Below are 25,848 nucleotides of genomic sequence, written 5' to 3' on the forward strand. Positions count from 1 at the left end.
TTCACAAACTGAAATATACTATTTGTTACGTGCAATATTCGTAATAAATTTATAACGATCTCCACGATAAATACATTTCACGTACTCTAGCGGTATCTCACCTTCTGAATATGACCATTGACGCATTACAAGTACAGGCGCCTTTTTAGGAATATGCAGATGTTCAGCTTCATTTTCCGTTGCAACAGAAGCTTCAATTGACTGAGTAGCGCTAACAAGTTTAAAGCCCAGTTTTTTCTCTAAATGTTCATATAAAGATTGTTGCAATATCTCTTCGTTAATATCTTTTACAAGAGCTGGCGACAAATATGTCGTCTCAAAAGCAATCGGTTCATCATCAGCTAAGCGAATACGCCTCACTTCATAAACCGATTCCCCCTCCTGTATTCTCAACCGGTCTGCTATTTTAGCAGTAGCTGGCACTAGGCGGAAACTAAGTAATTGACTACTTGGGTTCATCCCACGAGAAATCATGTCTTCTGTGAATCCCGTCATTCCTTGCAATTTTTGTTCCACTTTCGGAAGTTGGACAAATGTTCCAATTCCACGCTTCCGATATAAATAGCCTTGTTCCACTAAATTATTAATCGCCTGTCTGATTGTCATACGACTCACTTCGAACTTATCACAAAGTTCATTCTCAGATGGGATTTTATCTCCCGGCTTCCATTCGCCGTCCTCAATTAGCTGTTTCACCCACTCTTGAATCTGATAATAGATCGGAAATGGTGAATACTTGTCGATGTTCATCAGCAATCGCCTCACTGCATAAAGATAGAGCTTCTTGATCTGCGATTACGGTTACATTCGGATGACGTTGTAAAACTGTAGCCGGACACTCTTCACTATATTCACCTTGCAATAATTCTTTAACAGCTTCTGCCTTTTTAGCACCCATAGCTACAAGTAGAACTTGTTTCGCTTTCATAATGCTTCCAATTCCCATTGTAATCGCATGAGTTGGCACATCTTCTTCTTTTTCGAAGAAGCGAAGGTTTGCTTGGCGTGTAGATTCTGTTAATTCAACAATGTTCGTTGGAGAATTAAACGGTGTTCCTGGCTCGTTAAATCCGATGTGACCGTTTTCACCGATTCCAAGAATCTGTAGGTCAACTGGGTTAGCAACTAGAATGCCCTCGTAACGTTTGCATTCTTCCTCTAAATCACTTGCCATCCCGTTTGGTACATAAGTTTGTTTAAATGGAAGATGATCAAACAACTGTTCTTGCATGAAATAGTGATAGCTGTTTTTATCTTCATGTGGTAAATTTACGTACTCATCTAAGTTTACAGTGGTTACACGGCTTGTATCAAGTTTATTTTTTCGCATTTCTGCATAAATACCTAATGGAGAGCTTCCTGTAGCCATTCCTAATGTTGGATTTTCTTTTGTTTTTACAACTTCTTCAATTAATTTATAACCTGCTTCTGCTAGTTCTTCTGGAGTTTTTACAACAAGAATATTCATTTAATTACTTCCCTTCCTTCATATGAATTCCTAAACGAACCGTATCATATACATGTAAATCTTCATTCATCACAACAAAGTCTGCATCTTTTCCTACCGCTAATGCACCTTTATTATTTAATCCAAACTCTTCTGCTTGGTTAACTGATGTCATCAGTACTGCATCTTCGATTGAACAACCTGTAAATTCAATTACATTTCGGAAAGCTTGATCCATTTTTAGAATACTACCAGCTAACGTTCCATCTTCTAATCGAGCACTACCATCTTTTACATGTACCGGCTGTCCGCCAAGCTCATATAATCCATCTTCAAGACCTTTTGCGCGCATTGCGTCAGTAATAACACTTACTTTTTTCGGTCCTTTTAACTTATATGCTAATTTCACCATATCAGGGTGAATATGAATACCATCTGTAATTACTTCAACCATTACATCTGGATTTAATAACACATGACCAACAACTCCTGGCTCACGGTGATGTAATCCACGCATTTGATTGTATAAATGTGTCGCATGTGTAATCTTTCTATTTTTTAGTTGCGCATCAATTGCATCTGTATGCCCCATTGTGCCAACTACACCAGTTTCAGTAAGATATTGTTCAAACTCTAACGCTCCCTCTTCTTCTGGTGCATATGTTACTAATTTAATTAAATTCCCACTTGCTTCTTGCCATTGTTTAAATTGCTCAATATTTGCAGGAACGATATGTTCAAGTGGTTGTGCACCTGCACGTTTCTTTGAAACATAAGGTCCTTCTAAGTGAATATATTCGAAATGTGCTCCTTTTTCTTTTGCTTCTTTCGCAGCAGTTAGCGCTGCTTCAATTGCCTCTGGAGCTTGTGTCATTGTTGTTGGGAAGTAAGTTGTAACCCCTTCTTTTAACATTTCTTTACCTAGAGTTACTAACCCATCGCTATTTGCATCCATCGCATCAATATCGTATCCACCATGAATATGAACATCGATCATACCTGGAATTACAATCTTCCCTGTAGCATCAAAAACAGTTTCATTTTCTTGTGGTACATATTGAGCCATCAAACCAATTTCTTTAATGGTTTCTGCGTAACGAATAAATCCGTTTTCCACTATTTCTTGACCTGTGTAAATTTTGGCATTGATGACAATTTGCGTTTTCATTTTCATCGATCCTTTCCCATGAAATACCTACTTGTTATTATTACCTTATTCGCCTAGTTCCATCTTAATATATGCACGAGTAGTTGTCTATACATTCTAATGAAATTTCCTTTTTATTCAACAAAAAAGGAAATTTCTTACGTCCATTATAATTATAATATATAGTATTCATTTTTCCAAAAAGGGACAGTATCCACCCCTAATATAGAAGTCACTTCAACAATGGCATTAACCCACTAGACTCTAACATAACATGTTCACCATCTGTTTCTATTTCTACTGTACGTTTATTCGTTCTATATACCATTATACCGTGCCTTTTTAAGCGTTTTACTACACTTTGATGAGGATGTCCATACGGATTACTACTCCCATAAGACAGAATAGCAAACTGCGGTTCCACTTTTTTTATAAACGTTTCACTTGTTGAAGTATACGAGCCGTGATGCCCCACTTTTAAAACATCTGCATGTACATCAAATTGTTTTAATATTTCATGTTCTGTCCGTACATCCGCGTCACCCATTAATAAAAAATCCGCTTTTCCATATCGTACCTTCAAAACAATTGAGGATTCATTATTTTCATCTTTTGATTTCCCATTGTTTAATACTTGTATAGAAACATGTGGATCCAGCGGTATATATTGCCCTTCCTTTACTGAAACAAAAGGTATCCCTCTTTTTTTAATATTATTCCGATATGTATGATAAGTAAGAGAACTATATGTTTTTCCGCTATCTAATATAAGCGATACCGGCATTTGCTCTACAATTGGAATTAGCCCCCCTATATGATCCATATCGGGATGCGTACTGACAATTACATCTAAATGATTAATCCCTTTCTCAATTAATTTCTGAATAATAACCTCTCCTGCTTCATAAGGTCCTCCATCAATTAACATTGTTTGTCCGTTTGGCATTATGATAAGTGTTGCATCACCTTGTCCCACTTTTAAAAAGCTCACTTTCATTTTACTAAGATGTTGCCGATGCATATGTAAAGGAGACGTAGTATGAATGGACATCATATACCTTTTAGCTGATGCGCTATTTAAAGAAAAACATAATAAAACAGAAACTAATAATAGAATAATCCGCATACCTCTCATAACTCGTCTCCTTTTTTCATTTAGTATGGCACTGTAAATAATTGATATACAAAAAAAGCTTAGCAAAATGCTAAGCTTTTATTTCGATATCTCTTGTAAGGAACCGAAGAATAAATCTGCTTCATTCATTTGTTCATTCTCTTCAGAAAGCGGCGGTAAATCATCTAATGTTTTCAATCCAAATGTGTCCAAAAATTCTTTTGTTGTTCCGTATAAAATAGGACGCCCTGGTCCTTCCGCCCTTCCCATTTCTTTTATAAGTAAATGTGAAACCAACGTTTGTAACGCCTTATCGGTTTTAACTCCTCTAATCTCTTCCATTTCAGTCCTTGTGATTGGTTGACGATATGCAACAATCGCTAACGTTTCAAGGGCAGCTTGTGAGAGCGAAGCAGCTGTTGGTGTATCTATTAGTTTTTGATAATATGAAGCATGTTCTTTCTTTGTAGCAAAACGATATACTTTTGCATACTGTACAATTTGCAAACCACGGTTTGCACCTTCACATTCTTGTTGCATTTCTTCTAAAATATTCATTACTTCATTCATTTCAATTTCAAGAACTTTCGCTATTTGTTCTGGATAAATCCCTTCATCACCAGAAACAAATAAAAGGCCTTCAATAATTGACTTTTGTTCTTTCCTATCCATTTCACGAGCTCCTTCCTTCTATTTTCCCATAAAAATACACATCAAAAAACCGAATCACAATCAATGCGTTCGGTTCAATATTTTTTCTCTTGTTCCAAACGATACATTAAAACATAGCATGAGATAAAGTGTTTTTATCCCAATTTCACATACTTGCCCTATGCAGATTTATTAGAGCTTGATACGAAAATTTCATCAAAATTATGTTCTTGCTCAATTATGATTTGTTGATTTTTCATAAGTTCCAGAACTGCTAAAAATGTTACGACCATTATTTCACGTTCATCATCAACAAATAAATCATAAAAACTTTGGCGACCACCCTTTATTTTTAACTGCTTTAAAATATCAGTCATTCGCTGTTCAATTGGTATTTCTTGACGAGTAATACGTGTTGTTACAGGTTTTTTTGCCTTTTTACGGCGCATTAATTTTTGAAATGCCGCTAGCATATCATATAACGTAACATCAAGAGGCAAGCTTGTCTCTTCTTCTTGTTGCAACGATGTAAAGTCAATTGGTGGACGTGTATATAGCTGTGCTCTTTCTTGTTCTCTTTCTTTTAACTCAGTAGCAACTTGCTTATATTTCTTATATTCAATTAACCTCTCCATCAATTCTTGACGAGGATCATCTATAAAATCATCACCGTTATCAAGTACATCTTCTTCATGTTTCGGCAACAACATTTTACTTTTAATTTGTAATAACGTTGCGGCCATTACTAAATACTCACTTGCAACATCTAATTGAAGTTCTTTCATCGTATGCACATAAGATAAATATTGCTCTGTAATATCTGCTACAGGAATATTATATATATCAATTTCATAACGATGTATTAAATGTAACAATAGATCTAAAGGCCCTTCAAAAGCCTCTACTTTAAAATTATATTGCACAAAGCATCCCACCACATTTTTTCTATAACAACATAAGTATAGAGCATACTCATGTTCTATCCAACCTTTTTAAGAAATTTAATTAAAAATAGACCGATGCCTATGTCATCATGCCCACCACTTCATATGATAACAGTGTAGTAAGAACAATGTAGGAGGTCAAAAAACTATGGGTCACGTTGATTGTGGTTTTAGCGGTGGGTTCGCATTACTTGTTGTACTGTTTATTTTACTAATTATTGTAGGAGCAGCTTGCTTCTGCTAATATGAACAATAACGGCTAGGGGGAAATCTCCTAGTCGTTTATTGTTCATATTTCTATGATACACTTATATGTATAACCGTTAGATAGGGGCGAGAAAACATGTATCCTACCGAATACATACAATTTTTAATTCATTTCCAAGGAGATTACGACTATTTTGAATGCCACGAAATACTAGAAGAGTACTGGAAGACAAAACCACGAGGAAATCGTGATCATTACTTAGTTGGTCTCATTCAAATTGCAGTTTCTTTATACCACCAAAGACGTGATAACTGGAATGGTTCTACAAAAATGATGAAAAGCGCAATCACAATTTTAGAAAAAAGCGGTGTGTCTTTACAACGTTTAGGAATTAATCAAGTACAACTTCTTTCCTTGCTCAATGAAAGATTGCAATCTATCCATAAAAAAGAACGTTTTGTACCTTTATTTTTACCCTTATCAGATCCATCGTTAGAGAAGCAGTGCACAGAGTTATGTCAAAAACAAAACCTCCCTTGGAAAGATTTGAATGCTATCCCAAGTGAATATATTATAAACAAGCATACTATGCGTGATCGCACAGAAGTCATTACTGAACGAAATGAACAATTACAAAAAAGAAAGCAGAGATAATAAACTACTTATCCCTGCTTTCACGAATGTATATTTTGTTCTAGCCCTTTACATTTTTCGCAAAAACTTGCTGTTTGCTCATTTCCGCAAATTGTAAACTCAAGAAATTTACTCTTTAACTCTTGAACCATCTTTGTCCCAATCCCTACATGACGGTGAGATGGGTTGACACTCAAATGCTGAATTTCTAATACTTGATTCTCTTTTTTTACAATCCCCATTATTCCAACAAAATCTTCATTCTCTTTCCACAAATACAATTGCCAATCATCTTTTGCTTCATATTCTTTCATTGTCAATTGTAATGTTTTCACATCTTTTTCAGTTGGCATAAACGAAAGAAGCCCCATTGCAATTTTTTCATAACTTTTTTTAAAACGAATTAACATAACCCTTATCCCTTCTTACAAAAGTTACAAACTAGTAATCCCCTCAATCACTCTTTTCATATCATATTCATTTTACAATATTTTCAACAGAGTGAGAAGAGCCTAAAACAACTTGATAATCATACAAAGCGAAAAGAAGAAAGTCAAATCTATGTTTCAGCACTATTCCTTTAATAAATAGAGTTAAAAAAAGAAAATTTTATATGGAATGGAAAGAAACATATCATTCAATATCACTTCATTAATAGTTACCCTAAAGCAGCACACTTCTAGCAAAATTAATATAACAAAAAATATTTATTGAAACATATAATGTAATGTATTCTATGTAATTTGTTAAAGGTTTGTTCTCACAAGCAATATATTTTAGCAACAATACTACTTGTATGATGAGCTGCAGAAGAAGTACCCCGTCCCATTTAAAAGTAAAAAAAGAGAGCAAAAGCTCTCTTTTCCCTTACCTTATTCTTCCCAAACTTTAACTTCTTTCATTACATCGCCTTGACGCATTTTTAATACTGTTTCAATACCGCTTGTTGCTTTACCAAATACAGTATGAACGCCATCTAAATGTGGCTGTGGCTCATGAACAACAAAGAATTGGCTACCGCCTGTGTTACGGCCAGCATGAGCCATAGAAAGTGATCCGACAAGGTGTCTATGAGGGTTTCCATCAGTTTCACATGGAATAGAGTAACCTGGGCCACCTGCACCTGTACCTGTTGGGTCTCCACCTTGGCTTACGAAGCCAGGAATAACACGGTGGAATGTAACACCATCATAAAATCCTTGCTCTGCTAATTTTTTAAAGTTTTCTACTGTTTTCGGTGCTTCTTCTGGGAAAAATTCCAAGTCGATTTTTTCACCGTTTTCCATTAATATGTATCCTAAAGTTTTCATATGTATATGTCTCCTTTCAACTATCTCAGCACTATATTACCACATTCATGACTAGAAACAAAAAGAATCCGACAATCTAGATACTTCTTTTTTGAAATGTGGAAAAAGCTAGGTGACAAATAAGAAATATATACTATAATAACTTTGTTGCCCGAAAATTTTAGAAAGAGAAAGGGAGCGATTTTTCGTGAGAACGAAATTATTAGCTCTGCTATTAGCTGTAACGGTATTTATGATGCCAACAGCTTCATTTGCAGACATCATCGAGGGAGAATCAATTGTTACACTAGGAGAGAACTTATCCGAACAACAAAAACAAGATCTGTTAAAAGAAATGAAAGCACCGAAAGATGCTACAATTATTACTGTATCTAATGCGGAAGAACATAAATTTCTAGAAGGCATTGTTCCAAAAGCACAAATTGGTACGAGAGCAATTTCTTCTTCTATGATTACATACACTAAACCAGGATCTGGTCTTATTGTACGATCAAAGAACATTAACTGGGTAACAGATGCAATGTACACTAACGCTTTGATTACAGCAGGTGTAAAAGATGCAGAAATTCAAATTAACGCACCTTTTAAAGTTTCAGGAACTGCAGCTTTAACTGGATTAATGAAAGCATATGAAACTGCGTCCAATAAACAAATTCCTGAAGAAGTTAAAAAAGTAGCGAATGAAGAAATGGTACAAACAGCCCAGCTTGGTGATAAAATTGGTGAAGAAAAAGCAGTTCAACTTGTTGCAAAAATTAAAGAAGAAATTGCAAAAGAACAGCCAAAAACAACAGAAGATTTACGTTCATTAATTAAAAAAATTGCTGATCAATTAGGCATTACATTAACAGATGAACAGTTAGATAACTTAGTATCGTTATTTGATAAAATGAAAAATCTTAATATCGATTGGAATCAAGTTGGTAGTCAATTAAACAAAGCAAAAGAACACGTTTCTGCCTTTTTAGGATCTGAAGAAGGACAAAGTTTTCTAGATAAAGTGAAAGATTTCTTCTCAAGTATCATTGATTTTGTTAAATCTTTATTCAAGTAAAAAAGAAGCCCGCCAGTGACGGGCTTCTTTTTTATACAAGTAACGGTAATTTCATAACAGCCTCTTCAACCGAACGCACTATATGATTTGCTTTCTCCTTTACATATGGATGGGCATGATGAAGAGTAAATGAATGCGGGGTTACTTCAAACATAGAAATATCATTGAAAGAATCTCCAATACAAGCAACTTCATTTGCTTCAATTTGCAAATGGTCCATTAGTCGCTTTAGAGCACTACCCTTACTCACGCCTCTTGGCATAATATCAACATAGCGTTTACCTGATATAAAAACTTCCGCTTCGCCTTGAAACGTATCTCGTAGCTCTTGATCTAACGTCACAATTTTCTCTTCTTCTCCAAAAACAAACAATTTTGCAGGGTGCACAGTCTTACCAAACTCTTCTTCTAACGCTTCAATTTCAGCGATATGCACACCCATATACGCTTCAAAATTATGGTGTTGTTCATTTTTCCTTTTTGTATATCGCTGCTCATTTGCACAAACAATATCCGCTAGTCCTTTTTTATGTATATATCGATATATTTCCTGGGCAACCGTATTTTCAAAACTCGATTCATGGAATAAATCCCCATCCGGAAGTAACATTGTCGCTCCATTTAAGCCTGTTGTGTAATATGGGAATGAAAACCTTTTTACAACTTCATCAATTCTATGTGTAAAGCGGCCAGAGGCAAAACAAATATTTGTCCCTTTCTCAGCTAACCAACACAGCGCACGTTCATCTTCTTTTTGCATATGATTCACATCGTAAACGAGCGTGTCATCTAAATCACTTACAAATAATTTAATCATGTCCTCTTCCCCTTCCATACACAATATCTACTCTAAGTGTACACAAAAAATGTGTGATTTTTGTTAAAAAACAATAAATTTTTGCTAAAAAAAATAAACGGGTGTATAATCCCGTTTATTTTTGTCTTTTTACATTTTGAGGTCTTACAATACTTGGTCGTACTTTTAAACTAGACATTGTTGGACGGAGTAAAATTTTTGTTAACGCGCCCCAATCAAATGGTAAAAACGGCCATAAATAAGGTGTTTGTAAACTTTTTATAGACGTTAAAAATAAAATTAATATCGTCATACCAATTACAAATCCCATCTCATGGAAGAGACCTGTTAAAATAATAACAAACAATTTCCCAACCTTATTCCCTAATCCTAATTCATAACTCGGTGTTGCATATGCACCAATCATCGAAACCGCTACATACAAAATTACTTCTGGCACAAACAAACCTACATCAATTGCAATTTGACCAATTAATATAGCGGAAATCAACCCTGCTGCAGACGATAACGGCGTTGGAGTATGAATGGCTGCCATCCTTAAAAACTCAAGTCCGACCTCTGCCATTAACACCTGTAATAAAATTGGTAAATGCGTCATCTTAGTCGGTCCAATAAAAGCAAGATTTGCTGGCAAAAGAGTTGGATCAAATACAAACACTAGCCAAAATGGTAATAAAAATAACGAGAATATAACACCTAAAAAGCGCACCCAGCGTAAAAATGTACCGACAGCTGGATTTTGTCTAAATTCTTCCGCATGCTGTAAATGATGAAAATATGTTGTCGGTGTAATCATAGCACTTGGTGATGTGTCAACGAGCACTAACACATGCCCTTCTAGTAGATGATTTGCTGCTACATCTGGCCTTTCTGTATATCGAATAAGTGGGAATGGGTTATAGCTTTGCTTTACAACAAATTCTTCTACTGTTTTATCCGCCATCGTAATTCCATCTACATCGATGTTATTTAATTCTTGTTTTATAATCTTTACTAAGTCTGGATTTGCAACATCTTGAACGTATGTAATACAAATATCCGTTTGTGATCTATCTCCTACTCGAATAATTTCATTTCGAAGACGTGGATCTCGAATTCTTCTACGAATTAATGCTGTATTTACAACGATATTTTCAACAAACCCATCCCTCGCACCGCGTACTACCTTTTCGGTATCTGGTTCTGTCGGTGTTCGCCCTGGATAACTACGAACATCGATCGCGAACGCTTCCGTTTCACCTTCCACAAATATCACAATGAGTCCTGATAATACTTGGAGCATTACCTCATCCATCGTTTTCACTTTGCTTACTTGTTGATGGATTAAGCGATTCTCTAAAAGCTTCACTGTATCTTCTTCTACATCCCTTATCTCATTTGTATCCACCGCTTCTTCTAAAATAGGGATAATATAATTTGTATCACAAAGTCCGTTTACAAATAACACACCAATTTCTTTATTCAAAATTTGAAATTTACGAATGCCAACATCGTATGTAACGCCTAGTCCAACTGTCTGCTTTAAATAATTTTCATTGTCACTTATGAAAGTTGATATAGGGATATCCACCTTTTTAGGCTTCGTCATAAAAACCACTCCTTTCCAAAATTAATTGAATCGCTTTTCTAGTAATAGGTGACCCTCTCTCCCATTCATCATTCCCGCACATTTTACCAATATCACCAACTCCAACAATGACAGGAACATTTAAATCGTCTAAGCAATATATTGTATCTCCACTAATCCTGCCAATTTCACCATCTGGAAGTCCAAATTTATCAACACCGTATTCGGTTAAATTCCCATTCCGATCTACACTTACATCTACACGTGCCCATTCCCAATGATGCGTATTAGACGCTACTGCTAAAATTCCGAGCACATCAATTTGTTTATGGGTAGCCACATATTTTAAAGCCTTCTCACCAGATCCTTCTCCAATAAATCCACTGTCATCAAACATGACAAATACAGGGTCATATGGCGTTTGCATAATAAGCTCAACAACTTTTTTCCCTGTCAATTTGGTTGGATTACTTTGTGATGCTGAAATACACCTTCCCCCAAATTCCTTTGTTAAAAGCTCAATTGTCCGCTTTGCATATTCATCTCCATCTGTGACCAAAACAACCCTTCGTCTCATTTGATTTATCCTTTCGGTTTACATATAAGTGCTATAAAAAACGAAAACAATATCGCTGCGGAAATGCCCGCAGACGTTAAACTAAACATGCCAATACCAATTCCTAAATATCCATGTTTTTCTGCTGCATGCATTGCTCCGTGCAATAGTGAATGTCCAAAACTTGTAATAGGGACTGTTGCTCCAGCACCTGCAAACTTTATTAGTTTATCGTACAATCCAAATCCATCTAAAATTGCTCCGATGACTACAAAAGTTGCCATTAAATGAGCTGGTGTTAACTTTGCGAAATCTAACAATAGTTGCCCAATTACACAAATAGCTCCACCTACAAGAAATGCATATATAAAATCCACAATTCACTCTCCTTTAACTCTTTCAAATACGACACCATGTGCAATTGTTGGAATCGTTTCTTTCTGTTGCATCATCATCGGGCTTAATAATGCGCCAGTGGCAACGACAAAAATTCGTTGTAAATTCCCTTTTTGCATCTCGTGTAATAAATGGCCATATGTGACAACTGCTGAACAAGCGCAACCACTACCACCTGCAAACACTTCTTCTTGACTTGATTCATAAATCATCAATCCGCAATCATTGTATATATGCCCAAGATCGTAACCTTCCTCAAGTAAAAGTTGTTTTGCAATCGGCGTCCCAACAGCTGATAAATCACCCGTAACGATTAAATCATAATCATCGGCACTTCTTCTTAAATCTTCAAAATGCTGTTGAATTGTATGAGCTGCTGCTGGAGCCATCGCTGCCCCCATATCCAAAGGATTTGTGATTCCTAAATCTTGCACTTTTCCGATTGTAGCCGCCGTAATTTTAATCGCACTTTTTTCATTGCTAATTAATATAGATCCTGCACCAGTCACAGTTGAATTTGCTGTCCCTGGCTTTTGCCCACCATACTCTGTTGGATAGCGAAATTGTCTTTCAGCCGTTGCATTATGACTACTTACTGTAGCTAAGACACGATTTGCAAATCCACCGTCTATAAAAGCTGAGCCAACTGCTAAAGTCTCCATAGACGTCGCACAAGCGCTAAACATTCCTAAAAAAGGAATGCCCCACTTACGCGCAACATAATTTGCTGTCACTGTTTGATTTAATAAATCTCCCGCTAAAAAGAAATCAATTTGCGATGTTTTTATATTCCCTTTTTGCACTGCTTGTTGAATTGAGTCTGACATTAATCTTCGTTCGGCGAGCTCCCAATTTTCCTCTCCACAATGCAAGTCATCGTATGAAATATCAAAATCTTTTCCAAGAGGGCCCTCAGCTTCTTTCGGACCGACAGCAGTACCCGTTGCATTCACATATATATCATTTTGAAATACCCACGTTTGTTTTCCGGTCAACCTCATACTAGCCCCTCCTTTAAGACATAAAAACTTTAAAGGTATACCTTATTAACCCAATGATATATGCACCAACAACCCCAAATACAATTACACTTCCTGCCAGTTTAAACATATTTGTAGCAATCCCTAGAACAATCCCTTCACTCTTATGCTCTAAGGCAGCGCTCGCCATAGAATTTGCAAATCCTGTCACCGGCACCGCTGATCCTGCTCCAGCAAATTGACCGATTTTATCATATACACCACATCCTGTTAAAATCGCGGATAATAAAACAAGCGTTGCAACAGTTGGGTTTCCTGCCTCTTGTTCACTGAAGTGAAAATAATGTATATAAAATTTCATCAATACTTCTCCAACTGTACAAATGAGTCCACCTACAAGAAATGCTTTGATACAATTTAGTAAATAGTTTGGCTTTGGATGATACTCCTTCACTTTATTTATGTAATCATCCTTCAATTTCTGACTTGTCATTTATATACTGCCTCCTACTTTACGAAATAAATCCAGTGAAACAACGATCCTATTACTTTCCCAAGTACAATAGCAATGAGTAAAACAACAATCTTCCCCTCTACCCCTACTCGTTTCGCTAAAATAGGTAGAACATTTAACACCTCTGTTAATGCCGCAGCAAGCATTCCAATGAACGTGCCACAAAATATCCCTAATATAACGAGCCAATATTGCGATGTTTGAAATGTAATGTTTTTCAAACTACACCAAGCCCCTGTTAAAGTACCTGCAATGACTGCCCACTCAAAATATTGAATATGCTTTCCACTTCTCGTTAATTGAGCTAAACGGGGGATTATACCAAGTACAGCTAAAAATGCGACATACCCGCTACCTACCGCAATCCCTCCAGCTAAACCAATTAAAATAACAAATCCAGACTCAATCATCGGCAAGTTGTTTCATATTATCCTTGTTTTCATTAACGATTACATATTGATCAAGCGACTGTTGGTATTGAAACATCTCAACTTCTAGCGGACTTGGCTCTTCATTAATTCGCTTTTGAAATACATGATTAAAGAATAAAACCATCCCTAAGCCAAGACCTAAAGAATAAGGAATTTGAAATAAAAGTGGTTGCGCATTAAATTCTCCAGTAATCATGTAATATAACCGTTGATGTACTTGTTGCATACTTACATCTTCATGGAAATAAATGATCGCAAGGGCCGCTCCAATGAAAAGTAACAGCCATACAAGCCCGAAAAAAACTGGATGCGCCTTCTTTTTTTCGTATATAATTTCAACAAGAGTTTGTCCAGAACCGAGTAAATTAATTTGTACATGAGATGCTTTCTGTTGAATAATCTCAATTACTTTCATAACATCAATTACAACATGCGTCTTATCATGCGCTGTTATTTTGTAAACTATCTCATTTTGTAACAACTCAACTACGGAAGAATCTCCGGCAAGTTGAGCAACATCGCCCAGCTTTACTTCATAAGTAGGAGAAACTTTTAAACGATTGCGCATTTTAATATAAATCGTTTGTTCCAACTTTCATTCACCCCTTCACTCTTCCTCGTAGTTGTAGTATGGTTATTGAATTTTTTTCTAATACAATTTTTTCATAAAAAAACATCTGCACCATTTTGGTGCAGATGTTTTTTACTTATGCCTTTTTCTTAAATAAGTTTGCAATACTTAATGCAAGCCCTCCCCAAATGACTACGATTCCAATAACCATCATCATAATCGCTGATCCACTCATTATGAAACACCTCGATCTTTCCATTCTTTTTCAAGTTTGGCAGAGTCCGAATGAATTTGTGCATCCCATTTTTTCAGACCAATGATTATTGCAACTATGAGGAATGCTGCTGCTATCGACCAACCATACGTTACAACAAACTCAGTCGGATAATCTCCATAGTTCTTTTTAATATTTTGGATTGTACCATCAATTAGCATATACCCTAACATAAGCGGAGTAATAACGAGTAAACTCACTCTCCAAAACGTTCCTAATTTAATATCAGATACAAAGTTTGCATGATTTTGATAAACTGGTAAACGACGTAAAATGAGCCCTATCGTAACTACTTCCGCAAGTGCAATTGTAATTAATCCGAAATTATTAGCGAAATAGTCGACAACATCTAAGAACATAAGTCCACCACGTGTTGCAAAAACAAGAGAAACTAACACGAGAAGGGTTCCCATAATTCCAATGGTTTTTTCACGACTTAAACTGAATTTTTCAGATACAGCGGCAAAGCATACTTCCGCAAGTGAAATAAGTGATGTGATTCCAGCAACCGTTAACGATAAGAAAAATAATACACCAAACAACGGTGACATCGGCAACTCATTAATAATTTGCGGAAATACTACGAACGCAAGTCCAACGCCAGCACTTGCTACTTTATCAACCGGTACTCCCATATTATTTGCCATAAATCCAAGAGCTGCAAAGACTCCAATACCTGCTAATAATTCAAATCCTGAGTTTGCGAATCCAGTAATAAAGGCATTATTTGTTGTATCAGAGTTTTTCGGTAAATAACTAGAATACGTAATCATAATTCCAAATGCTAAAGATAAACTAAAGAATATTTGACCATAAGCAGCAAGCCATACTTTCCCATCAAAAATACGACTCCAATCTGGTTTAAAGAATGCATCTAGTCCTTGCATAGCACCTTCCATCGTCACTGCACGAACGACGATAATAAGGAACATAACAACTAATAAAGGAATAAATATACGGTTAACAACTTCGATTCCTTTTTTAACTCCTTTAAATGCAACGCCAAGCACAATAATCCAAACGAGAGCTAACGGAATTAATACTTCCGGTACAAGTCCTCCAAATTGTCCTGGCTTATCTGCAACATGTAAGTACTCTTTAAATAAAAATGATTGCGTGTCTTTTCCCCATGCTCCAGTAATTGCAAAGTATGTATACGATATAGACCAAGCAATAATCACTGCATAATATGTTGAAACGATAAATGTTACGCACATTTGCCACCATCCAATAAATTCGGCACGCGGGCTAATACGGAAAAATGTAAGTGGTGCTGAGCCACGATGACGATGACCAAGAGCAAACTCAAATGCTAACAATGAAATACCCGTCGTTAATAATGCAAATAAGTACGGTAAAAAGAATGCCCCGCCGCCATTTTCATACGCTGTATAAGGAAAACGCCATATGTTTCCTAATCCAACGGCAGATCCGACCGCTGCGAAAATAAATCCAGCTCTCGTTCCCCATTGTTGCCTCGTTTCCATGTTTCCTTCCCCCCTTTATGACAAGTTCATACTTGGATTATATTTTAAATTAACTAAATTATCAATAAATTCTGTTAATTTTTTCGAAAATTAACATCTCTCTCCTATTAACTTCATAAAAAAATCGAATAGACAATTATTCGTCTATTCGATCTTTCATCTGTTTTAATATTTTCTTTTCAAGTCTTGAAACTTGTACTTGCGAAATACCTATGCGCTCTGCTACTTCTGACTGTGTTTGATCTTTATAGTAACGCAAGTATACAATTAAGCGCTCTCGTTCATCTAGTTCTCTAATCGCTTCTTTTAAAGCAATTTTATCGAACCATTTCGTTTCAGATTGATCTGCAATTTGATCTAAAATAGTGATTGGATCACCGTCGTTTTCATATACAGTTTCATGTATAGATGAAGGCGCCCGGCTCGCTTCTTGTGCTAGAACAACTTCCTCTGGCGTTAGTTCTAGCGCCTCTGCCACCTCATTAATCGTTGGAACCCTTCCGAACTCTTTCGAAAGCTCATCTCTCATCTTTCGAATTTTGTTCCCTGTTTCTTTTAAAGACCTACTAACTTTCACTGATCCATCATCACGTAAAAAACGTTGTATTTCTCCAATAATCATTGGAACTGCATATGTTGAAAATTTCACGTCGAAAGATAAATCAAATTTATCTACCGATTTCAAGAGCCCAATACATCCAATTTGAAATAGATCGTCTGGTTCGTATCCTCGATTAAGAAACCGCTGTACAACCGACCAAACGAGACGCATATTACTTTGAACGATTGTATCTCTCGCCTGTTGATCTCCATCTTGACTTTTTTGAATTAACGCTTTTAGCTCGTGGTCCTTTAACTGAGGTTTCTTCTTCTCATTTTTGACCTCTATGTCCATAGGCTATTCTCCTTAATTGCATAGAGCGTTACTATTTGATAAGTATTTTGTCAAATGGATTGTTGTCCCGAAAGATTCGTTTGAAATAACTTCTACTTCATCCATAAAATTTTCCATGATAGTAAATCCCATTCCGGAACGCTCTAATTCAGGTTTAGTTGTAAAAAGGGGTTGTCTCGCTTCATCTAAGTTAAAGATTCCAATCCCTTCATCTCGAATCGTGAGTTTCACCATTGCTTCTTCCAAAATTACAGAAATATAAACAATACCTTCTGCATTTCCTTCGTATCCATGAATAATTGCATTTGTAACCGCTTCTGACACAACTGTTTTGATCTCCGTTAATTCTTCCATCGTTGGATCTAGTTGTGCAATGAAAGCCGCCACTGTAACGCGAGCGAATGATTCATTTTGACTTAATGCTGAAAATTGAAGGTTCATTTCATTTCTCATCTATGCCACCCCCAACGTCGCGAGCGCGTGCGCTTCACTTTCTTCTAAGCGAACGATTTTGAATAAGCCCGACATTTCAAATAAACGCTTAACAGGCGGTGAAATTGCACAAACAACCATTTCTCCACCTAATCCCTTTACGTGTTTATATCGGCCTAATATAACACCTAGACCAGAACTATCCATAAACGATAAGTTCTCTAGGCTCAAAACAATATGATGAACACCATGTGTCTCAATCATATCTGTTACTTTCGTTCGCAACTCTTCAGCCGTATGATGATCTAATTCACCCTCTAGTCTCACACATAGGACGTCACGTTTTACTTCTAATTGCATGGAAAGACTCACACGATTTCCTCCTTATGCTCAAACTTTACTTATTCACATACATAAAGATTTTCGTGATATAAAATAAGAATCCTTCCTGCTGACAAAAGAAGAACTATTTCGTCATAAAGTGAAACCTTTCAGCATTATTCACTGGCATACGAATAGAAAAGCGGCAAACTATTTGCCGCTATTTTGATGTTGAAAACATCCCAAAACTTCTTTTAAATAACTCCCACCAGCTCGCTGCAGCAACATCTTCTTTTGCTACAATTGTTTGTTTTAATAAAACATCTTTATCTTTTTTAATAACAAGTGTGCCAAGCGCGTCACCTTTTTTAATCGGTGCTTTTACTTTCTTTTCAGCAATTACTTCTTGTTTTACCTTGTCCATACTCTCGCCCTTCTTCATAAGAAGAGAAACATTATCTGACGCAACTAAATCTATTTTTTCTTTTTTCCCTTTTCCTACTTGAACTGTCTTAATTTTTTCGCCGCGCGTATACAATTTCTTTGTCATATATTGTCCAAATGCATAGTCAAGAAGCTTCGTCACTTCGTTGTTCCGTTCTTTTGATGTTGGTGCTCCCATGACAACTGAAATGACACGCATGCCATTTTTTTGAGCCGATGCTGTTAAACAATATTTCGCTTCTGTCGTAAAACCTGTTTTTACTCCATCTACGCCAGGATAAAAACGTACTAGCTTATTCGTATTAACGAGCCAAAACTTTTTATCCGTATCTTCACGTAAATAATCTTCGTACTTACCTGTGTATTTACGAATAAGTGGATACTTCATCAATTCTCTCGCCATTATAGCCATATCATTTGCTGTCGAATAATGGTCTTTGGCCGGAAGACCTGTTGGGTTTTGAAAATGTGTATTTTTCAACCCTAGATCTTTCGCCTTTTTGTTCATCATATTTACAAATCCTTCTTCTGAACCTGCGATATGCTCAGCTACTGCAACAGATGCGTCATTTCCAGATGCAATTGCAATACCCTTTAACATCTCATTTACAGTCATCTCTTCCCCAGGTTCTAAAAAGATTTGCGATCCACCCATTGAAGCTGCATGTTCGCTCGCTCTAACTTTATCGGTCAGTTTTAGTTTTCCTTTTTCAACTTGTTCCATAATTAAAAGCATTGTCATAATCTTTGTCATACTAGCAGGTGGTAATTTTTCATTTGGGTTTTTATCAAATAAAACTTTACCTGTATCTTGCTCAATTACGATTGCTGACGACGCTTGTTCCGCTAACTTCGGCGTTGTTTCTTCTGTTTTCTCCTGCTTCGTTTTCTCAGATTGCGCAAAACTCACTGAAGTTCCAGAAAGCAATAACATGAAACAAACAAGTATTCCAAAAACTCGCTTCATGACTAACCCTCCATTCTATATCAGACCTATTTTTTCCAATTTTCCTTTTTTTAATACCAATTTTTTCTATTATTTTCATTTGACAAATACATTCGTCCCCTATATTGTATTAAGTGTATTACACGCAGTAGTACACTTAATACATATGAGGAAGGAGACATTGCTCTTGCATATTCAACTTGACCCAAGAAGCAACACTCCGATATGGGAACAAATTGTTCAAAATATAAAAGAACTCGTATTGAAAAACATGTTGGCTCCAAGTGATAAACTTCCTTCTGTACGCGAGCTCGCTTCTTTACTCGTTATAAATCCAAATACAGTAAGTAAAGCGTATCAAGAGTTAGAGCGACAAGGAATTATTGAAACGTTACGAGGAAAAGGAACATTTGTATCCCAATCGATTACCCCAACATTAGACGAAAGGAAAATCGCTATGGTTGAAAAGCAATTTCATCAATTACTATTAGAAGCCTCTTATCTTGGTATTACGAAAGATAAAATTCATGATTGGATAGATTCATACTATAAAGAGATTGGAGGAAATACGGATGTTGAAAGTGACAAGCTTGAAGAAAACAATTGATAATCAAACAATTTTAGACGATGTTTCTTTCACATTACAAAAAGGTAGTATCGTCGGATTACTTGGAAGAAATGGTGCGGGGAAAACAACTTTATTACGAACGATAGTCGGTATTTTAGACCCAGATGAGGGAACTGTTACATATGAGGATATCGACATTCATAAAAATCCTGAAACGAAACAAAAAATCGTATACGTTCCGGATTCTACTAACATACTGAACGGTTATACAGTAAAAGAAATCGTGAAGTTTTATAAAGCAGTTTATACAGCATTTGATGAACCATATTTCTACGAACTACTAGAACGTTTCAATTTACCAAACAAACGAATTCGTAGTTATTCAAAAGGAATGAAAGCACTGCTTGCCATCATTTTAGCTGTTGCTGCACAGGCAGAATATATTATTTTAGATGAACCAACAAACGGACTTGATCCTATCGTTAAAAGACAGATTTTACAGTTTCTCGTTGGAGAAGTTGCAGAAAAAGAGATTACCATTTTCATATCTACCCATCATTTAGATGAAGTTGAACAAATTGCAGATACAATCATTATTTTAAAAGGACATACTGTATCTTCTATTACATCACTAGACGATGCAAAATCACAATTTGCTAAAATCCAAGTAGCCTATGAACGCTCATTACCTCAAAAACTAGAAAACTTAAGCAATATTAAAATATTAAACCAAACGGGAAAAGTATATACAATCTTAATTGAGGGAAATGTAGCTACAACACTGGAGAAGTTTTATAAAGAGCAACCTATACTCATTGAAGAACTAACAATGTCACTTGAAGATGTCTTCGTTACGACACTGGAGGAGGATGGGTATGTTTCATAAAGCGTTGTGGATGTGGAATTGGAAGCGCGGGAAATATGCTGCGTTACTGTTTTTCTTTAGTTCGCTTTACTTGTTATCTTTTAGCTACTATAAAAGTGCTCAGAGACAACTTGCTGAGTATTACGAATTACAAGAAAAAGGTAAACAGTATTATTATTTTTATGCCTTTTCGCCAGGCGAAGGTAATAGTTTTTGGTTAACTGTTCTTATCATTGCTTTAGCCTGCTTATTGATAGGATGGGAACGTAGCAACCAATCTAATACACTACTTATGACGATGCCTTTTAAAAGAAAAGATGTCTTCTTATCTAAATGGGCTTTCGGTTCCTTTTGTATTGTGAGCTCGTTACTTATAAATTGGATTCTTATGTATGTTATTTATAGAACAACTATTCATTTTGATTATCAATCATTTAGTCCATTTCATCGATACTTTCTTTATGCGATTGTTTCTTATGCAGCAGTATATACAGCTGCACTATGCATCGGTACTTTTACTGGAAGCGTTGTTTCGCAGGTTGTTTTTTGTATTCCTTGGTTACTAATGGGGCTTACATTTATTCCACTAGTGTACACTTTTACGATAAATCACTTAGAAGCTACCGATACTAAAAATTATAAGTTAGATGAACAACTTTACGAAATTAATCAAAAAACAAATATAGTTGCACCAATATATAATTTCACGATTTATTACCATTATGATCCTGAATCACGTAAAAAAGAAAAGAACTCAACTATTTTAAGAGATCCAGCATCTTATCACTATTATTCAGCTAAATCGATGTTAGTCTCTATTTTTTATACAATAGTTTACTTACTACTTGGAACATATTTATATACACGATCACCAAATGAAAACACTCAAAAGATATTTATTTTCCAAAAACATTTACGAATATGGATATGGGGGACAACCATTTACTTTGCATTACTAGGTGGCTATAAACTAAATCAATTTAATTTCTTACTTAACTACTATATTTGTTTGTTTCTCACTGGAATCATTACTTATGTTATATTATCACGCCTAACAAATTATAAAGTTTTTTAAAGGAGAGATCCTATGTTTCAAAAAGCACTATGGCTAAGAACATATCAACAAAGTAAATATGTTGTATGGTTATTTTGGCTCGTCAGCTTCTATACTTTGTCATATTACTACTATATGACTTCTATTCAACAGCAACAATTTCTAAATGACAATAAAAAGTGGAACTATGTATATCATTACAATTTTGATTTAACACTCATAAATCCCGTCACACTGTTAGGTATTGTGCTTATCTTGCTAGCTTGTACGTTAATTGGATGGGAAAGACAAAATAACGCTAGCGACTTGTTATGGTCTATGCCCTTTAAACGTTCACACCTCTATATAACAAAGTGGTTGTTTGGAATCTGTAATATCGCCGCTGTTGTCATTTTAAACTGGGGACTATTTGCTATTATGAAAAAGTTGACTTTTCATAATAAATATCAAGTATTCTCCCCATTCCATAGTTATTTTATATACATGTTAATTGTATTAATCGCTATTTATACACTTGCCTTATGTATAGGAACAATCGCTGGGAATGTTATATCGCAAGGATTTCTCACTGCAGCTCTATTCATGTTCCCAATGTTAATTCCAGCACTTATTTCAGGAGTCATTGCTGTTCACTCGAATATAGATTTTCATGAAAACAATGGAATTATGCACCGTTTTTTGGAAAACATCCGTATTTCTGGTCCAGTAGAAGATTTTCGTATTAGATTTGATTATAATCCACAAAGTGCCTATACCGATTCTGATGAAGTGCGTCATAACGAACCAAACTTTACAAAAATCCCTTCAGCAAAATTATTGATTGCGCCTATTATACATACCATTATTTTATTACCCTTGGGTATATATTTATATGTTCGTTCAGTCAATGAGCGAAACGGTAGCTTCTTACTTTATCCGAATTTACAAAAAATAGTTATAGGCCTTGCTGTTTTCTTTATAGGAATCGTTGCTGGTTTAGTCTTAAGGGGAGATAAATCATTACTTAATTTTTACATTGGATTTTTTGGCGCAAGCACAATGAGCTATTTTCTTCTATCCAAACTATTGAAATGGAAGTTCTCTTGGAACGCTAAATAAACTCATCATTATCACAATTTTGTACTGGAGGGATTACATGTTTCATAAAGCTTTATGGCTCCATCATTACAAACAAAGTAAGTACATTCTTTTACTCTTTGCTTGTAGTAGTTTTTGGTTTTTACCTATTAACTATTTTAGGGATTTACAGGTTAAACCAAACGAAGATGGCTATTTCTTTTATAGTTTAAATGGGGATACTCTTATTATCCCCTTCATTCCAATTTTCATATTACTTGCCTGTTCATTAATCAGTTGGGAAAGACATAATCAAACAGACTATCTGTTATTTGCAATGCCATTCACAAGAAAAGAGCTTTTTCTTTCTAAGTGGCTGTTCGGGACAACCGCAATTATATTCATAATAGGTATTAATGCCATCGTATTGTATTTCATCCTAAAAATTAATCTTTTTAGCCAACACCAATCTTTTGGGCCAATGGGTACATTATTATGTTATGTTACCATTACATGGATGGCAATTTTTACAATAGCTATTTTTATCGGAACAATTGCTGGCAATGTCATTTCGCATAGTATATTAAGCTTAATTTTCATTATATTACCATCTGGAATAGGCATGTTACTGTTTCACTTTTCTTGGATTCACACAAATGTATCTACAACTGAATTTTTCCTTAAAAAAACGAATTATGCATCATATATAGAAAATATTGAAGTTTTCGCACCTACTAATAATACTTATATATCTTATACATTTAATCCCAAAGTAAAAGAAGATGGCAATAATAATTCAAAAGAATCCGTTAAGGAGCACCATCAATTCATGCCCATCTGGAAGATTTCCACACCGATTCTTTATATTCTCATTCTTTTACCATTAGGAGTATTTTTATATGATCGAACTCCAAATGAAAATAGCGGTAAAATATTATTATTCACTAAACTACATGTTTTATTTATACCATGTGCCACAATATGTTTTGCCTTATTAGGAGGTCGGATAACAGGTGGAAAAAATGATCCTCTATTAAATTATTACACCGGATTCATAATAATAGGATTATTTAGCTATGTAATACTTAACTATTTGGTCAATAAAAAGTTTTTACTTCATACGAAATAACCTCCTCTTAAAGAGGAGGTTATTTCACATTCTCTCTCCTATCCCCATACACCATCTCTTCTTTCATCCCAAATCCATCACCATTTTGCACAATTTGCTCTGTCGGTGCAACTACACTTTCGGCAATTTTCCATTCCCCACGCTCTTTTACAAATACTTGTAGAAAATAGTTCATACCATCTAATTGATATGCATTTTCTTTTTTCACATTATAGTGAATCGCAATGTAGTACACTTGAATGTTTTCTTTCCCTATTTTTGATACGTATTGCGATAGTCTCGGTATATAAAGTGCTGCTTTCTGAAAAGATAGTTGCTTCGCTTTAACAAACGATGAACTTGTTACATTACGTAATGTGTCCCGATTACGAATATTATCGCTATGGTGAAATAATACTGCGTTTTGCATAGAACGAACCCATAATTTCGAATATAAAACTGTATTATCAGTTTCAATGTACTTCACTTCTTTTCGCACCACTTGGATAGGCGTATCTGCGTACGTGAATGTTTTAAAATAGAAAAAACTACCAAATAAAATGGTAAGTGCAGCAATATATTTCATAATCTTTCCTCCGATCTTTTAATTAAAGTATCGGAGTTTCAAAATATTTTTATTCAAAAGAAAAAGGATAGGAATGCTTTCGCTTCCTATCCTCATTTATTATAATACGCGGCCAAATAGTTCTAAGACCATTTCTATTTCTTGGTCGCTCCAACCTTTAAATCTCTCTTTATAATATTCTTTACGCACAGCTTCAAGTTTTTCAGTTACTTCTCTTCCGTGCTCTGTAATTTCTAAGTACACGATACGACGATCTGAATTAGAACGTTTTCTTTCTACTAATCCTTTTCGTACAAGTCGATCTGTAACAGCTGTAATATGACTGGAGGTTACGTTTACTTCACTCGCAATTTGCGAAGCCATCTGTGGACTGTTTAAAAATAACGCACGTAATACAGAAAATTCATTATATGGCATATGTTCTGCAAAACGTGTATTAATATCATTTTGTAATAAACGTATCATTTTTCGAAATGATGCAGATAAATCTAAAATCAGCGTTTCTCTTTTTTCGTTCAATAGCCTCGTCCCTTTTTTATCATATTTACACATATTATAATCTATAAATACCTATATTGTATATGATTTCTTTCCTCAACATTCTCATTTATGTAACTTTTTTCATATAAATTTCTTTTTTGTTCACACATATACATATAAAAAGGATGGTGATGGAAAATGCAGGGTGGAATAAATCCTTATTTACACAACGTACGCACAGCTAATACTGGTAAAGAAGCTACTATTACTGTACAAGGCGAAGGCGTTGTCAAAGCAAAACCAAACGTTGTTATATTAACGCTTGGCATTCGAACTGATAGTAAAAATGTAAAACAAGCGCAGGAAGAAAATGCAGTACAATCAAAACAATTACTGGATGCACTTAAACAGCTTGGTATTGCCGATAAAGATATAGAAACGATTTCTTATACGATCACTCCTCAATACGAATATGTAAATGATAAAGCATTGCTCCAAGGATACCGTGTGGAGCATTTGTATGAAATTACCGTTTTAAATGTACAAAAAGCTGGGGAAGTATATGATATAGCCGTATCAAATGGCGCAAATGTAGCAAAAGGTTTACGTTTCCGAGTATCTCATCCAAATAAATATTATGAGAAGGCTCTCATTCAAGCTCTGCACCAGGCAGTAGAAAAAGCTCGTGCTATTGCGAGTACATATAATCTAAATATTAATCCTGTTCCCCTCTCATTCGTTGAAGAATCTGCCCAATTACCACGGGAGGTTACGTCTTATGCTACTTTACATGCACAAGCAGCCCCGCCCATTCAATCTGGTGAATTAGAAATCATTTCATCCATACGGGCTATTTTTACGTATTTATAACGAATTCTCTTTACAAGTAAACGTTATCATTTTACTTGTTGTAAAAACATGATGTTCTGATATAATAAAGGACGGTGAGCTCTTACAAAAGAGATATCACGGGTGGGAGAGGGATATGAAAA

The 25,848-nt window shown here is 35.4% G+C and carries 33 protein-coding genes; 9 read left to right on the forward strand and 24 right to left on the reverse strand.

Annotated elements, in window-relative coordinates:
* Positions 1–18: 18 nt before the first annotated feature.
* The 6 genes from AC0ONG_RS18975 to scpA all read right to left on the reverse strand — a co-directional run bounded on the left by AC0ONG_RS18975 (position 19) and on the right by scpA (position 5,282).
* Positions 19–750: a GntR family transcriptional regulator gene (locus AC0ONG_RS18975; protein ID WP_014894892.1), complete on the reverse strand. Its 732-nt coding sequence runs from the start codon at positions 748–750 to the stop codon at positions 19–21.
* On the reverse strand, positions 680–1,468 hold the full coding sequence (nagB, locus tag AC0ONG_RS18980; protein ID WP_001024209.1) for a glucosamine-6-phosphate deaminase: 789 nt from the start codon (positions 1,466–1,468) through the stop codon (positions 680–682). Before nagB ends, AC0ONG_RS18975 begins: the two co-directional genes overlap by 71 nt.
* Positions 1,469–1,472: 4 nt before the next feature.
* Entirely contained in the window at positions 1,473–2,615 is a 1,143-nt protein-coding gene (nagA, locus tag AC0ONG_RS18985; RefSeq protein WP_002082222.1) for an N-acetylglucosamine-6-phosphate deacetylase, read from the reverse strand.
* Between the two features lie 211 nt (positions 2,616–2,826).
* Positions 2,827–3,729 carry a ComEC/Rec2 family competence protein gene (locus AC0ONG_RS18990; RefSeq protein WP_001214828.1) on the reverse strand — a complete coding sequence of 301 codons (903 nt, stop codon included), beginning with the start codon at positions 3,727–3,729 and terminating at the stop codon, positions 2,827–2,829.
* Positions 3,730–3,807: 78 nt separating this feature from the next.
* Positions 3,808–4,380: a segregation/condensation protein ScpB gene (gene scpB, locus AC0ONG_RS18995; protein WP_000375173.1), complete on the reverse strand. Its 573-nt coding sequence runs from the start codon at positions 4,378–4,380 to the stop codon at positions 3,808–3,810.
* Positions 4,381–4,538: 158 nt separating this feature from the next.
* Positions 4,539–5,282 (reverse strand): segregation/condensation protein A, encoded by a 744-nt coding sequence (gene scpA, locus AC0ONG_RS19000; protein WP_001199753.1) that lies wholly within the window; start codon positions 5,280–5,282, stop codon positions 4,539–4,541.
* 169 nt (positions 5,283–5,451) lie between these two features.
* Here scpA and AC0ONG_RS19005 point away from each other — a divergent pair, with 169 nt between their 5' ends.
* Both AC0ONG_RS19005 and AC0ONG_RS19010 read left to right on the forward strand, forming a co-directional pair.
* Positions 5,452–5,547, forward strand: coding sequence for a YjcZ family sporulation protein (locus AC0ONG_RS19005; RefSeq protein ID WP_000510194.1), 96 nt, complete (start codon positions 5,452–5,454; stop codon positions 5,545–5,547).
* A 99-nt stretch (positions 5,548–5,646) separates the two neighbouring features.
* A complete protein-coding gene (locus tag AC0ONG_RS19010) occupies positions 5,647–6,165 on the forward strand; it encodes a DUF309 domain-containing protein (protein WP_000283612.1) in 519 nt (172 codons plus the stop codon).
* Between the two features lie 20 nt (positions 6,166–6,185).
* On the opposite strand, the gene ribT is transcribed toward AC0ONG_RS19010, so the two are convergent.
* Both ribT and AC0ONG_RS19020 read right to left on the reverse strand, forming a co-directional pair.
* On the reverse strand, positions 6,186–6,554 hold the full coding sequence (ribT, locus tag AC0ONG_RS19015) for a GNAT family N-acetyltransferase RibT (RefSeq protein ID WP_000908401.1): 369 nt from the start codon (positions 6,552–6,554) through the stop codon (positions 6,186–6,188).
* 462 nt (positions 6,555–7,016) lie between these two features.
* Positions 7,017–7,454 carry a peptidylprolyl isomerase gene (locus AC0ONG_RS19020; protein ID WP_000853784.1) on the reverse strand — a complete coding sequence of 146 codons (438 nt, stop codon included), beginning with the start codon at positions 7,452–7,454 and terminating at the stop codon, positions 7,017–7,019.
* Between the two features lie 187 nt (positions 7,455–7,641).
* Here AC0ONG_RS19020 and AC0ONG_RS19025 point away from each other — a divergent pair, with 187 nt between their 5' ends.
* Positions 7,642–8,508: a DUF1002 domain-containing protein gene (locus AC0ONG_RS19025; RefSeq protein ID WP_001259343.1), complete on the forward strand. Its 867-nt coding sequence runs from the start codon at positions 7,642–7,644 to the stop codon at positions 8,506–8,508.
* Between the two features lie 31 nt (positions 8,509–8,539).
* Here the strand turns inward: AC0ONG_RS19025 and AC0ONG_RS19030 are convergent, their stop codons facing one another.
* From AC0ONG_RS19030 to dacF, 14 genes are all read right to left on the reverse strand, one after another.
* Positions 8,540–9,343 (reverse strand): Cof-type HAD-IIB family hydrolase, encoded by an 804-nt coding sequence (locus tag AC0ONG_RS19030; protein WP_002082221.1) that lies wholly within the window; start codon positions 9,341–9,343, stop codon positions 8,540–8,542.
* A 97-nt stretch (positions 9,344–9,440) separates the two neighbouring features.
* The gene (gene spoVAF / locus AC0ONG_RS19035) at positions 9,441–10,913 is read right to left on the reverse strand and encodes a spore germination protein SpoVAF (protein WP_000165593.1); all 1,473 of its coding nucleotides are present in this window, start codon (positions 10,911–10,913) and stop codon (positions 9,441–9,443) included.
* The gene (gene spoVAEA, locus AC0ONG_RS19040; RefSeq protein WP_001254416.1) at positions 10,900–11,469 is read right to left on the reverse strand and encodes a stage V sporulation protein SpoVABEA; all 570 of its coding nucleotides are present in this window, start codon (positions 11,467–11,469) and stop codon (positions 10,900–10,902) included. Before spoVAEA ends, spoVAF begins: the two co-directional genes overlap by 14 nt.
* Before the next feature lie 5 nt (positions 11,470–11,474).
* The gene (gene spoVAE, locus AC0ONG_RS19045; RefSeq protein ID WP_000345907.1) at positions 11,475–11,825 is read right to left on the reverse strand and encodes a stage V sporulation protein AE; all 351 of its coding nucleotides are present in this window, start codon (positions 11,823–11,825) and stop codon (positions 11,475–11,477) included.
* Between the two features lie 3 nt (positions 11,826–11,828).
* The gene (gene spoVAD, locus AC0ONG_RS19050) at positions 11,829–12,845 is read right to left on the reverse strand and encodes a stage V sporulation protein AD (RefSeq protein WP_001241139.1); all 1,017 of its coding nucleotides are present in this window, start codon (positions 12,843–12,845) and stop codon (positions 11,829–11,831) included.
* Between the two features lie 13 nt (positions 12,846–12,858).
* On the reverse strand, positions 12,859–13,317 hold the full coding sequence (gene spoVAC, locus AC0ONG_RS19055) for a stage V sporulation protein AC (RefSeq protein ID WP_000203809.1): 459 nt from the start codon (positions 13,315–13,317) through the stop codon (positions 12,859–12,861).
* A gap of 14 nt (positions 13,318–13,331) precedes the next feature.
* The gene (gene spoVAB / locus AC0ONG_RS19060) at positions 13,332–13,748 is read right to left on the reverse strand and encodes a stage V sporulation protein SpoVAB (RefSeq protein WP_000572938.1); all 417 of its coding nucleotides are present in this window, start codon (positions 13,746–13,748) and stop codon (positions 13,332–13,334) included.
* A complete protein-coding gene (locus tag AC0ONG_RS19065) occupies positions 13,741–14,361 on the reverse strand; it encodes a stage V sporulation protein AA (protein ID WP_000438368.1) in 621 nt (206 codons plus the stop codon). Before AC0ONG_RS19065 ends, spoVAB begins: the two co-directional genes overlap by 8 nt.
* Positions 14,362–14,476: 115 nt before the next feature.
* Positions 14,477–14,575 (reverse strand): methionine/alanine import family NSS transporter small subunit, encoded by a 99-nt coding sequence (locus AC0ONG_RS19070; RefSeq protein WP_000016826.1) that lies wholly within the window; start codon positions 14,573–14,575, stop codon positions 14,477–14,479.
* Entirely contained in the window at positions 14,575–16,101 is a 1,527-nt protein-coding gene (locus AC0ONG_RS19075) for a sodium-dependent transporter (RefSeq protein WP_000450088.1), read from the reverse strand. Before AC0ONG_RS19075 ends, AC0ONG_RS19070 begins: the two co-directional genes overlap by 1 nt.
* 136 nt (positions 16,102–16,237) lie before the next feature.
* Positions 16,238–16,996 carry an RNA polymerase sporulation sigma factor SigF gene (gene sigF / locus AC0ONG_RS19080; RefSeq protein ID WP_136996959.1) on the reverse strand — a complete coding sequence of 253 codons (759 nt, stop codon included), beginning with the start codon at positions 16,994–16,996 and terminating at the stop codon, positions 16,238–16,240.
* A gap of 12 nt (positions 16,997–17,008) precedes the next feature.
* Positions 17,009–17,449, reverse strand: a complete 441-nt coding sequence (gene spoIIAB, locus AC0ONG_RS19085) for an anti-sigma F factor (RefSeq protein WP_001243398.1) — start codon at positions 17,447–17,449, stop codon at positions 17,009–17,011.
* The gene (spoIIAA, locus tag AC0ONG_RS19090) at positions 17,450–17,800 is read right to left on the reverse strand and encodes an anti-sigma F factor antagonist (RefSeq protein ID WP_000059135.1); all 351 of its coding nucleotides are present in this window, start codon (positions 17,798–17,800) and stop codon (positions 17,450–17,452) included. It lies immediately after the preceding gene.
* 169 nt (positions 17,801–17,969) lie between these two features.
* Positions 17,970–19,160, reverse strand: a complete 1,191-nt coding sequence (gene dacF, locus AC0ONG_RS19095) for a serine-type D-Ala-D-Ala carboxypeptidase DacF (protein ID WP_000832002.1) — start codon at positions 19,158–19,160, stop codon at positions 17,970–17,972.
* 166 nt (positions 19,161–19,326) lie between these two features.
* Here dacF and AC0ONG_RS19100 point away from each other — a divergent pair, with 166 nt between their 5' ends.
* Genes AC0ONG_RS19100 through AC0ONG_RS19120 form a run of 5 tightly spaced genes read left to right on the forward strand, consistent with a single transcriptional unit; the run spans position 19,327 to position 23,811 of the window.
* Positions 19,327–19,746 carry a GntR family transcriptional regulator gene (locus AC0ONG_RS19100; protein WP_000548027.1) on the forward strand — a complete coding sequence of 140 codons (420 nt, stop codon included), beginning with the start codon at positions 19,327–19,329 and terminating at the stop codon, positions 19,744–19,746.
* Positions 19,712–20,593: an ABC transporter ATP-binding protein gene (locus AC0ONG_RS19105; protein ID WP_000922124.1), complete on the forward strand. Its 882-nt coding sequence runs from the start codon at positions 19,712–19,714 to the stop codon at positions 20,591–20,593. The genes AC0ONG_RS19100 and AC0ONG_RS19105 overlap by 35 nt, the downstream gene beginning before the upstream one ends.
* Positions 20,583–21,647: an ABC transporter permease gene (locus AC0ONG_RS19110; RefSeq protein WP_000468519.1), complete on the forward strand. Its 1,065-nt coding sequence runs from the start codon at positions 20,583–20,585 to the stop codon at positions 21,645–21,647. Before AC0ONG_RS19105 ends, AC0ONG_RS19110 begins: the two co-directional genes overlap by 11 nt.
* 12 nt (positions 21,648–21,659) lie before the next feature.
* Complete coding sequence (locus tag AC0ONG_RS19115; protein ID WP_000486555.1) at positions 21,660–22,724, forward strand: ABC-2 transporter permease; 1,065 nt, start codon at positions 21,660–21,662, stop codon at positions 22,722–22,724.
* A 37-nt stretch (positions 22,725–22,761) separates the two neighbouring features.
* Positions 22,762–23,811 (forward strand): ABC-2 transporter permease, encoded by a 1,050-nt coding sequence (locus AC0ONG_RS19120; protein ID WP_000468504.1) that lies wholly within the window; start codon positions 22,762–22,764, stop codon positions 23,809–23,811.
* Positions 23,812–23,830: 19 nt separating this feature from the next.
* Here the strand turns inward: AC0ONG_RS19120 and AC0ONG_RS19125 are convergent, their stop codons facing one another.
* Positions 23,831–24,376, reverse strand: a complete 546-nt coding sequence (locus AC0ONG_RS19125; RefSeq protein ID WP_000873788.1) for a hypothetical protein — start codon at positions 24,374–24,376, stop codon at positions 23,831–23,833.
* 99 nt (positions 24,377–24,475) lie between these two features.
* On the reverse strand, positions 24,476–24,895 hold the full coding sequence (locus AC0ONG_RS19130; protein ID WP_001003307.1) for a MarR family winged helix-turn-helix transcriptional regulator: 420 nt from the start codon (positions 24,893–24,895) through the stop codon (positions 24,476–24,478).
* A 159-nt stretch (positions 24,896–25,054) separates the two neighbouring features.
* Here AC0ONG_RS19130 and AC0ONG_RS19135 point away from each other — a divergent pair, with 159 nt between their 5' ends.
* A complete protein-coding gene (locus tag AC0ONG_RS19135; protein WP_001161431.1) occupies positions 25,055–25,726 on the forward strand; it encodes an SIMPL domain-containing protein in 672 nt (223 codons plus the stop codon).
* The last annotated feature ends 122 nt before the right edge of the window (positions 25,727–25,848 follow it).

Source organism: Bacillus sp. TCT6 (assembly GCF_056033845.1).